The 13,962-nt window shown below is 66.8% G+C and carries 10 protein-coding genes; 2 read left to right on the top strand and 8 right to left on the bottom strand.

Annotated elements, in window-relative coordinates; all coding sequences use genetic code 11:
- Nucleotides 1-58: 58 nt before the first annotated feature.
- Nucleotides 59-547: an acyl-CoA thioesterase gene (locus tag AvAM_RS25175; RefSeq protein ID WP_094286998.1), complete on the top strand. Its 489-nt coding sequence runs from the start codon at nt 59-61 to the stop codon at nt 545-547.
- A gap of 76 nt (nt 548-623) precedes the next feature.
- Here AvAM_RS25175 and AvAM_RS25170 read toward each other — a convergent pair whose 3' ends face one another.
- The 8 genes from AvAM_RS25170 to nirB form a co-directional block, all read right to left on the bottom strand.
- Nucleotides 624-2,063 carry a cellulase family glycosylhydrolase gene (locus AvAM_RS25170; RefSeq protein ID WP_137749640.1) on the bottom strand — a complete coding sequence of 480 codons (1,440 nt, stop codon included), beginning with the start codon at nt 2,061-2,063 and terminating at the stop codon, nt 624-626.
- Nucleotides 2,064-2,249: 186 nt separating this feature from the next.
- A complete protein-coding gene (locus AvAM_RS25165) occupies nt 2,250-2,954 on the bottom strand; it encodes a type IV pili methyl-accepting chemotaxis transducer N-terminal domain-containing protein (RefSeq protein WP_137749639.1) in 705 nt (234 codons plus the stop codon).
- A 256-nt stretch (nt 2,955-3,210) separates the two neighbouring features.
- On the bottom strand, nt 3,211-4,044 hold the full coding sequence (cobA, locus tag AvAM_RS25160; RefSeq protein ID WP_137749638.1) for a uroporphyrinogen-III C-methyltransferase: 834 nt from the start codon (nt 4,042-4,044) through the stop codon (nt 3,211-3,213).
- Nucleotides 4,041-4,964 carry a DNA-binding protein YbiB gene (ybiB, locus tag AvAM_RS25155; RefSeq protein ID WP_137749637.1) on the bottom strand — a complete coding sequence of 308 codons (924 nt, stop codon included), beginning with the start codon at nt 4,962-4,964 and terminating at the stop codon, nt 4,041-4,043. Before ybiB ends, cobA begins: the two co-directional genes overlap by 4 nt.
- 168 nt (nt 4,965-5,132) lie before the next feature.
- Nucleotides 5,133-7,970, bottom strand: coding sequence for a nitrate reductase (locus AvAM_RS25150; protein ID WP_137749636.1), 2,838 nt, complete (start codon nt 7,968-7,970; stop codon nt 5,133-5,135).
- A gap of 119 nt (nt 7,971-8,089) precedes the next feature.
- Complete coding sequence (nirD, locus tag AvAM_RS25145) at nt 8,090-8,491, bottom strand: nitrite reductase small subunit NirD (RefSeq protein ID WP_137749635.1); 402 nt, start codon at nt 8,489-8,491, stop codon at nt 8,090-8,092.
- Nucleotides 8,492-8,548: 57 nt separating this feature from the next.
- Nucleotides 8,549-9,361 carry a type IV pili methyl-accepting chemotaxis transducer N-terminal domain-containing protein gene (locus AvAM_RS25140; protein ID WP_137749634.1) on the bottom strand — a complete coding sequence of 271 codons (813 nt, stop codon included), beginning with the start codon at nt 9,359-9,361 and terminating at the stop codon, nt 8,549-8,551.
- 20 nt (nt 9,362-9,381) lie between these two features.
- Nucleotides 9,382-11,826, bottom strand: a complete 2,445-nt coding sequence (nirB, locus tag AvAM_RS25135; RefSeq protein WP_137749633.1) for a nitrite reductase large subunit NirB — start codon at nt 11,824-11,826, stop codon at nt 9,382-9,384.
- Between the two features lie 320 nt (nt 11,827-12,146).
- Between nirB and AvAM_RS25130 the strand changes: the two genes are divergently transcribed.
- Nucleotides 12,147-13,922, top strand: coding sequence for a bifunctional protein-serine/threonine kinase/phosphatase (locus AvAM_RS25130; protein ID WP_137749632.1), 1,776 nt, complete (start codon nt 12,147-12,149; stop codon nt 13,920-13,922).
- Nucleotides 13,923-13,962: the final 40 nt, after the last annotated feature.

Below are 13,962 nucleotides of genomic sequence, written 5' to 3'. Positions count from 1 at the left end.
AGTGCGTGGGGGCCCATTTGCGCGCGACGCAGCGCACACGGCTTTCTAAAATCGCTGCATGAACATCCCTTCACACCAACTGAGCATGACCGTGCTCATGTCGCCCGACATGGCCAACTTTTCGGGCAACGTGCACGGCGGCGCCATCCTCAAGCTGCTCGACCAGGTGGCGTATTCATGCGCCAGCCGCTATTCGGGCTGCTACACGGTGACGTTGAGTGTGGACCAGGTGATGTTTTTGCAGCCCATCCATGTGGGCGAGCTGGTGACTTTTCTGGCCAGCGTGAACTACACAGGCAGTTCGTCGATGGAAGTCGGCATCAAGGTGGTGGCCGAGGAGATCCGTTCGCAGGTGGTGCGGCATGTGAACAGCTGCTTTTTCACCATGGTGGCTGTGGACGAGTCGCGCAAGCCCGTGCAGGTGCCGCCGCTGTCGCCTTCCACCCCCGACGAGCGCCGCCGCTGGGATGCGGCCCTGCTGCGCAAATCCTTGCGCAAGGAGCTGGCGGAGCGCTTCAGGCAGGTGCGTGAAACCGCTGGTGGATAAGGAAAAGAACCGGCAATAAAAAAGGGCCTCTGCATGGCAGAGGCCTTGGGTGGGGTTTGATCCGTGCGGGCGCCGCTCAGCGCGCGGCGCAGAAACCGAACTCTGCAGCAGCCCCAGGGGACAGGGTCTGGTTCCAGCTTACGCCCGATGCGTTCAGATTGCTGCCAGCCTGGGACCAGGTGGCATTCCACAGGTTGTTGATGGTGCCACTCACCGGGACGCTGATGGCCCAGTTGCCGGTGGCATTGCCCATGTTGATGACCTTGACCTGCTGGCAGTAGCCCGAGCCCCAGTCGCTGTTCACCGTCTGCATCACGGAGAAATTGGCAACCGGCGTGGGGGTGGGCGTTGGAGTCGGCGTGGGGGTAGGTGTGGGAGTAGGTGTTGGGGTGGGCGTGGTGCCATCGCCCCAGAGGCGCTGCAGCAATTGCACCTTGTCCGTGCGCACGGTGGTCCAGTCATCGTCCAGGATGCCGCCGGTGTCGCCGCTGTTCGGGTTCCACGACCAGTAGAAGCCGCTGCGCATGCCTTTGGCAACGAGGTAGTCCACCAGCGTGTTCTGCCACAGCACATCGCGTGTGTCGCCCCGGCCATATTTGCCGCCGAATTCACCCAGCACCACGGCATGACCCGCCTGCACAAACTGGCCGAAATGCTGGTCCCAGATCGCGGGCATGTTGCCAGGGAAGTCGGACGCGTTGAAGTACGACTGCACATACACGTCCGGCCCGTAGGTGTGCGGGGCCAGCAGCAGCCGGTTGGCTGGGATGTTCAGGGGCGTGCATGCCAGGGGCTCCAGGTTGCCCCCCCAGAAATGGGCGCTGTTGCTGGAGCAGCTGGGGTTTTCGCCAACACCCTCCACCGCAATCAGCCAGTGGGGGGCCAGTGGCAGCACGGCGGCGGCGGCGCGCTCGGCCGCCCGGTTCCAGTCGGTGGCGTGGTTGCCCGTGCCCCAGGTGGCCGCACCATGGGGCTCGTTCTTGATGTCAATGCCGATGACGCCGGGCACCGATGCATAGCGCTGGGCCACAAAGGTCAGGTCGCTGATCCATTGCTGCTCGCTGTAGCTGGGGGTGTACCAAAGCTCGCTGATGGTCTGGCAATCGGGGGTGTGGTGGTCGAGCAGCACATACATGCCGCGCGCGCTCAGTTCGTTGACCACCTTGTCCATGACCTGGATGGCTGAGAGGCCCTGCAGATCCGTATTGCGGCCGTAGTCGATGCTGCTGGGCGGGGCCGAGCCGTGCAGCGTGGCGGGGCAGAACGGCAGGCGCACGGCGTTGAACCCCTGGGCCTGCATCTGCGTGATCATGTCCTTCCAGTGGCGGGCCCACAGGCCATGCACCACATGCGTGTTGGTTTCAAAACCAAACCAGTTCACGCCGCGCAGCTGAACAGGCTGCCCTGCATCGTTGACCACTTTGCCCGCCTGGATGTCGTAGCTCCAGGCGGCGCTGCTGCCAAGGATTAGGCAACCTGCGAGAGCCAAGTTTTTGCAAAAGTTGGGGAGCTTCATGAAATCCTCTCTTCCTGAATAGGCCGCGCACAAGGTTTGTGGCCAAGGGGGCGTCTCGTGGACGCCGATGTTTTCAGGAATGATAGGTGGTGCTTGCCGGGAAACTGCAGTGGTTTGCTCCCTGCTTGTAAGCGCATGTCAAAGGCGGGCAACCGCCTGGCCTTGCGCCGCCTAGCGGCCGGGGCATCAGGCCCCTGTGCGGCTGCGCCCGGCCAGCGACACCGCCTGCAGCGACAGGCCATCGATCTCGTTGGTGATGCCGGATAGCACATTGGCCACCACCGCAAACTCGCGGCCGTGCTGGCCTGCGCGGGCGGCCATCACCTGGGCGTTGAAGCTGACCACCTTGGCCTCGCGCGCCACGGTCTGGATGGAGGCCACGATGCCCGCGAGTTCCTTCATCAGGGTTTCGGACTGGGCCTTGTTCACTTGGTCAAACGCGGTGGTGGCGGTGTTGAGTGCTTCGAGCACGCTGTCGGTGGACTCCACCAAGCGGGCCAGCGCGTCTTCTACGCGCGGGCTCTGGCGCTCGGCCAGGTCCAGCGCTGTGCTCACCTGCTGCGCAAACGCATCGATGGTGGCACCCACGCCCTGGGGGCCGTGGTATGCCCTGCGGATGATCTCGGCGCTGGCGGCATCAAGGTGGCGCGGCGTGTCCATCAGCCGCGCCTGGCTGTCGGTGAACAGGGTGAGCGAGCTGCGTGCAGCCTTCAGGTGCAGGTCGCTGCCGCGTGCGGCCAGCACGCTTTGCAGCACCATGCGCTGAGACAGCATGCGCTGGCGCGCCGCAAGGTTGACTAGTGACATGCCCGCGTCGCGCGAGGGAGTCTGTGTGGAAGACGACAGCGTGGGCATGCTGGAAGTGCGTGCGGAGAGTGGAAATGCTGCCATGGTGTTCCTTGTGCGGGTTGCATTCAGATGCATGTCTTCAAGCAATACCCGGGCCAAGATGTGCGGGTGGAATGACCCAATGCAGTGCTGCCAATGTGGCTCTGTGTGGGAAGGCGCGATGTCTGCGCAAACATGCATGCGCAAGGTGCCTGGGTGTGCAACGGCGCACTCTGCATAGCAATGGCGCGCGCAACCCGGTACTGTCCTGCGCAGAATGCAGGCGGGCCGATAGAAAGATGAGGATGGCGGTGTGTGCTCAGCCCGCGCGCAGGGCCTGCAACGGCTCTACGCTGGCGTCATGCACGGCCAATGCCAGGCCACGCACCACATCGCCCACCACAATCACCGAGGGGCTGGCGAGCCCCTCGCGCGTGATGGTGGCGTGCAGGCTGCCCAGCGTGGTGACAGCATGGCGCTGGTGGGGCAGGCTGGCGTGCTGGATCACGGCCACGGGGGTGTCGGCGGGCAGGCCGGTGAGCAGTTCCTGCTCGATGGTGGCAGCGCCGCTCACGCCCATGTAGATCACGAGGGTGAGCTTGGCATCGCGGGCGGTGCGGGCCAGGGCCTGCCAGTCGGTGCCCGCATCGCCCGGTTTGGCATGGCCGGTGATGAAGACCACGCCATGCGCATGTTCGCGGTGTGTGAGCGGGGCGCCCAGAGAAGTGAGCCCGGCCAGGCCCGCCGTGATGCCGTTGATCACGCTGACCTGCACGCCGGCGGCACGCAGGTGCTCCACCTCCTCACCGCCACGCCCGAAGATGAACGGATCGCCTCCCTTGAGGCGCACCACGTTCTCGCCCTCGCGCACGGCCATGAGCATGAGTTTCTCGATGAAGGCCTGGGGGGTGCTTTTGCAGCCCCCGCGTTTGCCCACATAGACGATGCGTGCTGTGGGGGATGCGTGGGCCACGATGGCATCGCTCACCAGGTCGTCCACCAGCAACACGGTGGCGGCCTGGATGGCCTTGAGGGCCTTGATCGTCAGCAGCTCCGGGTCCCCGGGGCCTGCGCCCACCAGGGTACAGCTGCCGCCGGTGGCCAGCGGGGATGTGAATGCGGGCTGGGTGGTGGGGGGCGTGGGGCGGCTCATGGGGATGTCTCCGAAGCAGTTTGATCAGCCAGCTGCAAGATATGTTCCACCTGCCGCTCGATGGCCGGTGGAATGGGCAACTCGCCCGCCAGCACGCGGCGCGTATAGGTGGCTGTGGTGGCCACGTCGATCTCGGCGGGCAGGCCGGGCACTTCGCTGGCGGTGCCGGGCTGCTGCGTGTCCAGCACCGTGTGTTCGCCGTGCACAAAACCGTCGTAGCGCGGCGTGCGGCGCGGGTCGGTGGCAACCTCGCCCTCCAGCCCGCGTGAGAGCAGCGCACTCATGCCCAGCGTGCGGAAGGTGGTTTGCAGCATCTCGAAGTATTCAGGGTGCGTATAGGCCGTGACCACCACCGACGGCCCCGCGCAGGGGCTCATCAGCTTGACCACGCTGTGCCCCGGGTTGCGCAGGCCCACCACCTCGCGCACGGCCAGCAGGCGCGCCAGGCCTGCGTGCAGGTGCTGGGTGTGGATGTGGCGCACAGAGCCGTTAGCTATTTTTTCAGGAGCTGTCAGCGCAGGTACATCCAGCGCCAGAAGCACATCCGATGCCAGAATCCGCCGTGCCTCGGTGCGCATACCATGCAGCAGCACGGGCAACCCTTCACGCGCCAGCAGCAGCGCCAGCAGTGGCGTCAGCACCGGCAGCTTGCGCGCACCGTTGTAGCTGGGCAGCACGATGAGGGGGCGGTCGGTGGCGGGCAGCAGCGCCAGGCGGCTGTGCGTGGCGTCCAGAAAACCGCACATCTCCTCCGAGGTCTCGCCCTTGATGCGCATGGCCAGGCAGAAGGCGCCGATCTCCAGGTCGCTCACCTGCCCGTCCAGCACCTGGCCGAACAGGTCGGTGGCCTGCTCGCGCGACAGTGGCTTGGCGCCGCGCGCGCCGCGGCCGATTTCCTTGATGTACTGGGCGATGGCCATGGTTCTTGGTGGCGGGACTTGTGAAACAGGGCTTCAGCGTCGTTGTTTCGGCTTGCCGTACAGGCGTACTGTCTGCGCCGAAAGCGCCTAGCTGCAGCCCTGTTGCACAAGTCCTGGTGGGGTTTGTTGGTCTGAGGGCTATTTTCCTGCAAGCAAGAGAACTTTTGGTTATATGGTGGCCTGCGCCATGGGCTTGGACGCCAGCGGCCCCGTGGCCCGCACCATGCGCTTGAGTTCGGGGATGCACGAGCCGCAGTTCGTGCCGCAGCGCAGCTTGCCTTGCAGTTGTGCCAACCGGTCGTCGTCGGTGCCGTGGCAGTGCGCCAGCTCAACGGTGATGGCTGCGTCCGTCACGTTGAAGCAGGTGCACACCGACTTGCCACGCGACTGCACGGCCACGGGCGCCTTGGCGCCGGGCACCAGCAGCAGGCGACCGTAGGTCTGGGCAGGCAATTCTTCTTGCAGCAGAGTCTTGAGCCAGCCTTCGGCGCTGGTGTCGCCGGCCAGCACGATGCCTTCGAGCGTGGTGCTGTCCCCATGCCGCGCCAGCCGGGCGGCGCGGCGCTGGCCGCGTTTTTTGTCGGCATAACGCAGCGTGTCGGTGCCTGCCAGGCCCATCAGGGATTCGATGCGCTCCACGGTGACGTCGGGCGGGGCCTCATGCGCGGCGGCGCGCAGCAGCACGCCCACCCGCTCGCGGCCCGGCTCGCCCAACGGCGTGTTGTTGCTGAAGGGCACACAACTGGCAAACGGGAACTGCGCCATCAGTGCAGACAGCGCCTCGCGCGTGGCCTGGGCGCTGTCGGCGGGCAGCCAGGCCATGGCCAGCAGCGTCCACGGCAGCTCGGCCTTGAGGACCTTGACGGCCGCGTGCTTGAGCTCGGGCTGCTTGGACGTGGGGCAATACGCCGAGGTGGTGAGTGCATTTACGCCCGCCAGCCTTTCGCCGGTGGACGAGCAGCCGCTCAAAAATTCGCTGCCCCAGTGCATGGCCATGAAGGCCTGCGACAGGCCCACCGTGGCGTCAGCCTGCGCGGGCACGACGATGGTGCCGCGCTTGCTCGTCACATAGACCAGGTCGCCGCTCTTCAGGCCGCGCCGCTCCATGTCCTGTGGGTGCAGTTGCACGCTGGGTTCGGCCACATGGCCGAACAGGCGGCCCAGGGTGCCGGTGCGTGTCATGCCATGCCACTGGTCGCGCAGGCGGCCGGTGGTCAGGCTGAAGGGGTAGCGCGATTCGCGCTGCTCGGCCACCGGCTGCCAGGCGTGGGCCGCAAAACGCGCGCGGCCATCAGCGGTAGGGAAGATGCCGTCTTCGTACAGGCGGGCCTTGCCGGTGGTGGTGCCTTCAGGCAGCGGCCACTGTTGGGGGCCTTGGGATTCGAGCATCTCCCACGACAGGCCGGTGATGTCCAGGTCGCGCCCACGGGTGCTTTCGCGGTGTTCCTTCCACACGGTTTCGGCGCCCGCATCGGCGGCCTCCGTGGTGTAGGGGAACAGCGTGGGCTGGCCGGGGCGCAGGCGTGCCTCCAGTTGGTGCGCAAACTGCACCGCAATGGCCCAGTCGTGGCGGGCCTCGCCGGGGGCTGGCACGGCGGGGCGCACGCGGGAGATGCGACGCTCGCTGTTGGTCACGGTGCCGGTTTTCTCGCCCCAGGTGGTGGCGGGCAGCAGCAGGTCGGCATACGCGCAGGTGGCGGCGGTGGCAAAGGCCTCTTGCACCACCACAAACTCGGCGCGTTGCAGCGCGCGACGCACGGTGGCCTGGTCGGGCATGCTCTGCGCGGGGTTGGTGCAGGCGATCCACAGGGCCTTGATCTCGCCATCGGCGGCGGCCTGGAACATCTCCACGGCCGTCTTGCCTGGCTTGCTGGGCACATCGGCCACGCCCCACAGTGCGGCGACCTCGGCACGGTGCTGGGGGTTGGCCAGGTCGCGGTGGGCGCTGAGCAGGTTGGCCAAGCCGCCCACCTCGCGTCCGCCCATGGCGTTGGGCTGGCCCGTCAGGCTGAAGGGGCCCGCGCCGGGTTTGCCGATCTGCGTCGTGGCCAGGTGCAGGTTGATGAGCGCGGCGTTCTTGGCGGTGCCGCTGCTGCTCTGGTTCAGGCCTTGGCAGTACAGGCTCAGGGTCGCTTTCGACGTGGCAAACCACTTGGCTGCCGTGGTCAGGTCGGCCACACTGATGCCGCAGGTCTGCGCCACGCGCTCGGGCGTGTAGTCGCGCACCAGGGCCTTGAGTTCGTCAAAGCCGGTGGTGTGCGCGGCGATGTATTCGGCGTCCGTCCAGCCCTCCCACAGCATCAGGTGCAGCATGCCGTTGAACAGCATCACGTCGCTGCCGGGCTGGATGGGCAGGAACAGATCGGCCATGCCAGCGGTGTCGGTGCGGCGCGGGTCGGCCACGATGACCTTCATGCCCGGGTTGGCGGCGCGTGCGTCTTCGATGCGACGGAACAGGATGGGGTGCGCCCAGGCCGCATTGCTGCCCACGATGAACAGGCACTGCGCGTGTTTCACATCGTCATAGCAGGCCGGCGGCGCGTCGGCGCCCAGAGTCTGCTTGTAGCCCGCCACCGCGCTGCTCATGCACAGGCGCGAATTGGTGTCGATGTTGTTGGTGCCGATCAGGCCCTTGGCGAGTTTGTTGAAGACGTAGTAGTCCTCGGTGAGCAACTGGCCGCTGACGTAAAAGCCCACGGCGTCGGGGCCATGCTGCTGGATGATGTGGGCGAACTTCTCGGTGGCCAGACCCAGGGCGGCGTCCCACGACAGCGACTGGGGCGCATCCGCGCGGTGCGCGCGGCGCTGGGGTTGCAGCAGCCGCGTCTGCAGCGTGATGGGGCTGCTGGCCGTGAGGTGCAGGGTCGAGCCCTTGGTGCACAGGCGGCCGAAGTTGGCGGGGTGGTTCGGGTCGCCCCGCACGCCGGTGATCTGGGGACCGTTGCTTTCGATGATCACGCCGCAGCCTACGCCGCAGTAGGGGCAGGTGGATTGGGTTTCTTGCATGGCTAGGGGCCTGGAGTTGTGATCTTTTTTTGGGGTCTTGCGCGCGTCCATCAAGCGCATTTGGCTATATTTTCTATAGCATCAAGGGTGCTTTGCGCCTGGGGTGTGGCCATGCCGGTTCATGCCGTGGCTGTGCGCCGCGCAGGCCCTGCAATGGGGCGGGCCAGGTCGGTGGCGAGCGTGGCCAGTTCATGGCTGTCCAGGTACACCGCACCGTCCTCCACCTTCACCGCGAACTTCGGCGTGCAGCCCTCGTCGGGGGCCGACGCCTGGCCGTCGCACAGGCCGATGGTCCAGTTGTGCAGGGGGCAGGCCACCTGCGTGCCAAACACAATGCCTTGCGACAGCGGGCCGCCCTTGTGGGGGCAGCGGTCCAGCAGCGCAAACACGCCGTTCGCGTCGTTTCGGAACACCGCCACGTCCAGCCCTGCGGGCCGGGCCACGCGGCGCGCGCCCAGCACGGGGATGTCGTCCACGCTGCAGATCAGCTTCCAGTCGGGGGTGGGGTGGTTCGTGGTCATGGGGTGGTCCTTGGGGATTTTGTTGTGGTGGTGTGGGGCGGACTCGGTAGCCAATGCTCAGGTGCCGAGTGCGGCGTACATGCCGGTCACGCGGTCCATGCTGGCGAGCAGGTTTTCGCTGCTCACAAACACTTCGGACACCTGGCGGAAGGTGTTGCTGGCGTTGCCCAGGCGCTGCAGCGCGGCGTCGAAGAACACCCACTGGCCGTCCGCCAGCAGCAGCTCCTGGCGGATGCGGGCATTGGCCTGGGGCGCGTTGCGCAGCAGCTCGGTGGCCTTGAGGAATTCGTCGCGCGCCTTGGCGATCTCGGTGGTGGCGGCGGCCGTGTCCACCCCCAGCATGGCCGACAGGCAGAACTTGGCCATGCGCTGGCTCAGCATGCGCTGGCGCCCGGCCACGTTCACCAGGTGGCCCACGGGCTTGCCCAGCGCGGCCTCGTACTGCGAGGTGCCCTGGTGGGCCAGGGCCAGCACCTTGGCGTCGGCCTGCAGCAGCGCGGCCACGCCATCGCGCGAGGGCGTGGTGCCCATCAGCGTGGCCTTGTGGTCGGCCCAGGCGCCTTCGAGCTTCACGTAGGTGTCGCGGATGGCGGGTGAGGGCGCAAAGGCCTTCAACTCGCCCAGTTGGCGCTCGAACAGCGCCAGGGACTGCTCCAGCACGGCACGCGCCGCCGGGGTGTCGGACTTGTGGGCCAGGGCCAGCCAGGCCTTGCCCATGCGCTGGCTCAGCATGCGCTGGCGCCCGGCCTTGTTGATGGCGTCATTCAGGTCGGCCACCTCGGCCTGGGCCTTGCCCACAGGCACCAGAAGGCCCAGAGCGCCCCAGGCCGTGGTGTAGCCTGCAGAGGTCAGAAGGGTACGGCGTTGCATGGTGGGTTCCTTCTTTCCGATCAGGCGCCCAGGGGCACGAACTGGCGCGTGTCCACGGCCGCCTTGTCAAATTCGAACCAGGGGTCGGGTTCGCCATCGAGTGCAAACTGCAGCTGCTCCCACAGCGCCTTGCGGCCTGCGTGGTCGTCGAGGATGCGCTTCTTCACGTAGTCGAGGCCCACGCGGTCCACGTAGTGCACGGTGCGCTCCAGGTACCAGCCCTCCTGGCGGTACAGCTCGCAGAACGCGCCGGTGTACTCCAGCACTTCCTCGGCGGTTTTCAGCTTGGTGAAGAAATGCGCCACCTCGGTCTTGATGCCGCCGTTGCCCGCCACGTACATCTCCCAGCCCGAGTCCACGCCGATGATGCCCACGTCCTTGATGCCCGCCTCGGCGCAGTTGCGCGGGCAGCCGCTCACCGCAAACTTCACCTTGTGCGGGGCGTACATGCGCCACATGGCGCGCTCCAGGTCCTTGCCCATCTGGGTGCTGTCTTGGGTGCCCATGCGGCACCACTCGCTGCCCACGCAGGTCTTCACCGTGCGCAGCGCCTTGGCGTAAGCATGGCCGCTGGGCATGCCGATGTCCTTCCAGACGTTCTGCAGGTCTTCCTTCTTCACACCCAGCAGGTCGATGCGCTGGCCGCCCGTGACCTTGACGGTGGGGATCTTGTACTTGTCCACCACGTCGGCAATGCGGCGCAGCTCGTCGGCCGTGGTCTCGCCACCCCACATGCGCGGGATCACGCTGTAGGTGCCATCCTTCTGGATGTTGGCGTGGCTGCGTTCGTTGATGAAGCGGCTTTGTGGGTCGTCCTTGGCCTCCTTGGGCCAGGTGCTGATGAGGTAGTAATTGACGGCCGGGCGGCAGGTGGCGCAGCCGCTCGGCGTTTTCCATTCCATGAACTTGAACACCTCGGCAATGCTGACCAGCTTGCTGTGCCGGATCGCGTCGCGCACGGCCTGGTGGCCGTGGTCGGTGCAGCCGCACATCGCCTTGGTCTTGGGCGTGGCGCTGTAGTCGCCGCCTGCCGTGAACATGATGATCTGCTCCACCAGCCCGGTGCACGAGCCGCAGCTGGCGCTGGCCTTGGTGTGCTTGCGAACTTCGTCGAGGGTGAACAGGCCCTTGTCCTTGATGGCCTTGCAGATCGCGCCCTTGGTCACGCCGTTGCAGCCGCAGACCTCGTCGCTGTCTTCCATCGCCGCGGCCTTGCTCTGGCCCTGGTGGCCGGTGTCGCCCAGGTGCGATTCGCCAAACATGAGCTTGTCGCGCAGGTCGCTCACGCTGCGGCCGTCGCGCAGCAGCTTGAAGTACCAGCTGCCGTCCACGGTGTCGCCATACAGGCAGGCGCCCACCAGCTTGTCGTCCTTGAGCACCAGCTTCTTGTACACGCCGCCAAAGGGGTCGCTCATCACGATTTCTTCGGTGCCTTCGCCGCCCTGGAAGTCACCCGCGCTGAACAGGTCAATGCCCGTGACCTTGAGCTTGGTGGATGTGAGCGAGCCCTGGTAGCGGCCAATGCCGAACTCTGCCAAATGGTTGGCCAGCACCTTGCCCTGCTCGAACAGCGGGGCCACCAGGCCATAGGCAATGCCCCGGTGCGCGGCGCATTCGCCCACGGCGTAGATGCGAGCGTCGGTGGTGGTCTGCAGCGTGTCGCTCACCACAATGCCGCGGTTCACGTGCAGGCGCATCTTCTCTGCCAGCGCGGTGTTGGGGCGGATGCCCACGGCCATCACCACCAGGTCGGCGGGCACCTCGGTGCCATCCTTGAACTTCACACCCGCCACGCGGCCCTCGGCGTTGCCCACCAGCTCCTGCGTCTGCGCGCCCATCAGGAACTGCATGCCGCGCTCCTGCAGTGACTTCTCCAGCATCTTGCCGGCCACGTCGTCGAGCTGGCGTTCCATGAGCCAGTCGCCCACATGCACCACGGTGACCTGCATGCCGCGCTTCATGAGGCCGTTGGCGGCCTCCAGCCCGAGCAGGCCGCCGCCGATGACAACAGCGTGTTTGTAGGTGGCGGCGGCGTCGATCATGGCCTGCGTGTCGGCAATGTCGCGGTAGGCCAGCACGCCTTGGAGGTCCTTGCCGGGGATGGGCAGGATGAAGGGGTTGGAGCCCGTGGCAAGGATCAGGCGGTCGTATTCGGCGGTGACCACGGTGCCATCCTTGCTGGTGGCACTGACCACGCGGCGCACGCGGTCCACATCGGTCACCGTGAAGCCGGTGTGCAGCGTGATGTGGTTGTCGGCGTACCACGACCAGTCGTTGAGGATGATCTCGTCAATCGTCTGCTCGCCCGCCAGCACAGGGGACAGCAGAATGCGGTTGTAGTTGGGGTGGGGCTCGGCACCGAACACCGTGATGTCATACAGATCGGGGGCGATCTTGAGCAGCTCTTCCAGCGTGCGCACACCGGCCATGCCGTTTCCCACCATCACCAGTTTGAGCTTCTTCATCATGACTCCATCGGTTCCATCGCCGGGGCGATGCGCAAAACAAAAAAGGCGTCCACACGATGCTGCTCCGAGGTCTCGAAACCGCATGTGGGGACGCCTTCGTCCGTACAACTCCTCCGTGCGCCTTTGCACTGCTGAATTGCGTGGGCCTGCCCGGCCCTTGCCCTTGTTAAGCAATGGCCGTGCCAGACTCTTTGCACTGATCTGGGGTGGGCGCAGGCTGCGGGCCCGGGCGGGGGCTGCCGAGGGCGCGGAGGTGTGTGGACGGGCAGGCCCCGGCATGCACCACCTTGGGCACAAAACCTGCATGGAGCTGGTGCATGAGTTTTGAACTGGATGTGGGCCAGGCCTCACTGGCGGGCCGCAATGAGGTGAATGAGGACTTCGCCGCCCTGGTGGTGGGGCAGGGGCGTGACCGCGAGCGCGGCGCCATTGCCGCCATTGCCGATGGCGTGAGCACGGGCGGCAAGGGCCGCGAGGCCGCCCAGACCACGGTGAGCACCCTGGTGGGCGACTACTTCGCCACCCCCGAGACCTGGGACACCACCGTGGCGCTGGACCGCATCCTGAACGCGCACAACGGCTGGCTCGTCTCCATGAACCGGCGCCGCCAGCCTGCCGTGGGCCTGACCACGCTCACCGCGCTGGTGCTGCGCGGTCAGTCGTACACCCTGGCCCATGTGGGCGACACCCGCGCCTACCTGCTGCGCGGCGGGCGCCTGCAGCTGCTCACGGCCGACCATGTGATGGCGCAACGCGACTTTGCGCACCAGCTCACCCGTGCCATGGGGCTCGATGACCATGTGGTGGTGGACTACAGCCAGGGCGAGCTGCACAGCGGCGACCTGTTCGTGCTGCTGTCCGACGGCGTGCATGGCAGCCTGCCCGAGCGCGAGCTGCGGCAACTGCTGCGCCAGGAGGGCGTGGCGGCCCAGGCGCTCAGCGACGAGCTGGTGCAGGCCGCGCTGCGCCGGGGCAGCAGCGACAACGTTACGGCCCTGGTGGTGCGGGTGCAGGGCGCGCTGGAGGCCACGCTGCAGGACGAGTCCCGCCGCGCGCAGGACCTGCCCGTGCTGCCCCTGCTCAAGGTGGGCGACATGGTGGACGGCCTCACGGTCACGGCCATCGTGGCCGACAACGGCATCCACCGGCTGTACCAGGTGCGCGACGGCGCCACGCAGCGCCTGTATGCCCTCAAAACCCTGCTGCCCACGCGCGCCCACGATGCCGAAGAGCGCGCCACGCTCGCGCACGAGGCCTGGGTGGCGCGGCGCATGCAGTCGGGCCAGGCTGCGGCCCATCTGGCGCGGCTCAACACTTGGCCTGCGGGCGACGGGCAGGACGGCGATGGAAGGGGAGGCGAGGGTGCCAGCGCCTTCTACCTGCTGTACGACTGGCACGCGGGCGAAACCCTGGGCCAACGCCTGCGCAGCCGCCAGCACCTGCCCGTACCGCAGGCCGTGTCGGTGGTGGTGCAGGCCGCGCGCGTGCTGGGCTGGCTGCACCGCCAGGGCGTGGTGCACCGCGACATCAAGCCCCACAACCTGCACCTGGGCGACGACGGTGTGCTGCGCGTGCTGGACCTGGGCGTGGCCCTGTCGGGCCGCGAGCCCGAGGCCACGCGCCAACTGCACGCGGGCACGCCCAGCTACATGAACCCCGAACAGTGGCCCGGCTATGAAAAAAGCGGCGATACCGAGGGGCAACTGCCCGACGCGCGCAGCGACCTGTTTGCGCTGGGCGTCACGCTCTACCAGCTGCTGAGCCACGGCCGCCTGCCTTATGGCGAGGTGGTGCAGTACCAGCTGGGCCGCTACCACCGCGACCCGGTGGCCCCCAGCCGCCACAACCCCGGCGTGCCCATCTGGCTCGACCAGATCGCCCTGAAGGCCGTGGCGCGCCAGCGCACACAACGCTTTGAAACGGCCGAGGAGCTGCTGCTGGCGCTGGAGCGCGGCGCATCCCGCCCCTTGTCAGCCCCCGGCCCGCAGCCGCTGATGCAGCGCGACGCCACGGCCTTGTGGAAGATCGCGCTGGCGGTGAGCGTGCTGGTGAACCTGCTGTTGATCTACTGGGTGCTGTTCTTGCCGAGGTAGTACTGGGGAGCTGGATTTGCTCCTGAAAATGTAGCTGTAA

The sequence above is a fragment of the Acidovorax sp. NB1 genome, from assembly GCF_005405905.1.
In the GTDB taxonomy this organism is placed as follows: Bacteria; Pseudomonadota; Gammaproteobacteria; order Burkholderiales; family Burkholderiaceae_C; genus Acidovorax.
Note: the sequence above shows the minus strand (reverse complement) of the source record. Positions and strands in the feature narration are given on the sequence as shown.

What these genes read in the sequence shown, in the direction of transcription:
- AvAM_RS25175 (WP_094286998.1), top strand. Translation starts at nt 59, where the DNA reads ATGAACATCCCTTCACACCAACTGAGCATGACCGTGCTCATGTCGCCC.
- AvAM_RS25170 (WP_137749640.1), bottom strand. Translation starts at nt 2,063, where the DNA reads ATGAAGCTCCCCAACTTTTGCAAAAACTTGGCTCTCGCAGGTTGCCTA.
- AvAM_RS25165 (WP_137749639.1), bottom strand. Translation starts at nt 2,954, where the DNA reads ATGGCAGCATTTCCACTCTCCGCACGCACTTCCAGCATGCCCACGCTG.
- cobA (WP_137749638.1), bottom strand. Translation starts at nt 4,044, where the DNA reads ATGAGCCGCCCCACGCCCCCCACCACCCAGCCCGCATTCACATCCCCG.
- ybiB (WP_137749637.1), bottom strand. Translation starts at nt 4,964, where the DNA reads ATGGCCATCGCCCAGTACATCAAGGAAATCGGCCGCGGCGCGCGCGGC.
- AvAM_RS25150 (WP_137749636.1), bottom strand. Translation starts at nt 7,970, where the DNA reads ATGCAAGAAACCCAATCCACCTGCCCCTACTGCGGCGTAGGCTGCGGC.
- nirD (WP_137749635.1), bottom strand. Translation starts at nt 8,491, where the DNA reads ATGACCACGAACCACCCCACCCCCGACTGGAAGCTGATCTGCAGCGTG.
- AvAM_RS25140 (WP_137749634.1), bottom strand. Translation starts at nt 9,361, where the DNA reads ATGCAACGCCGTACCCTTCTGACCTCTGCAGGCTACACCACGGCCTGG.
- nirB (WP_137749633.1), bottom strand. Translation starts at nt 11,826, where the DNA reads ATGAAGAAGCTCAAACTGGTGATGGTGGGAAACGGCATGGCCGGTGTG.
- AvAM_RS25130 (WP_137749632.1), top strand. Translation starts at nt 12,147, where the DNA reads ATGAGTTTTGAACTGGATGTGGGCCAGGCCTCACTGGCGGGCCGCAAT.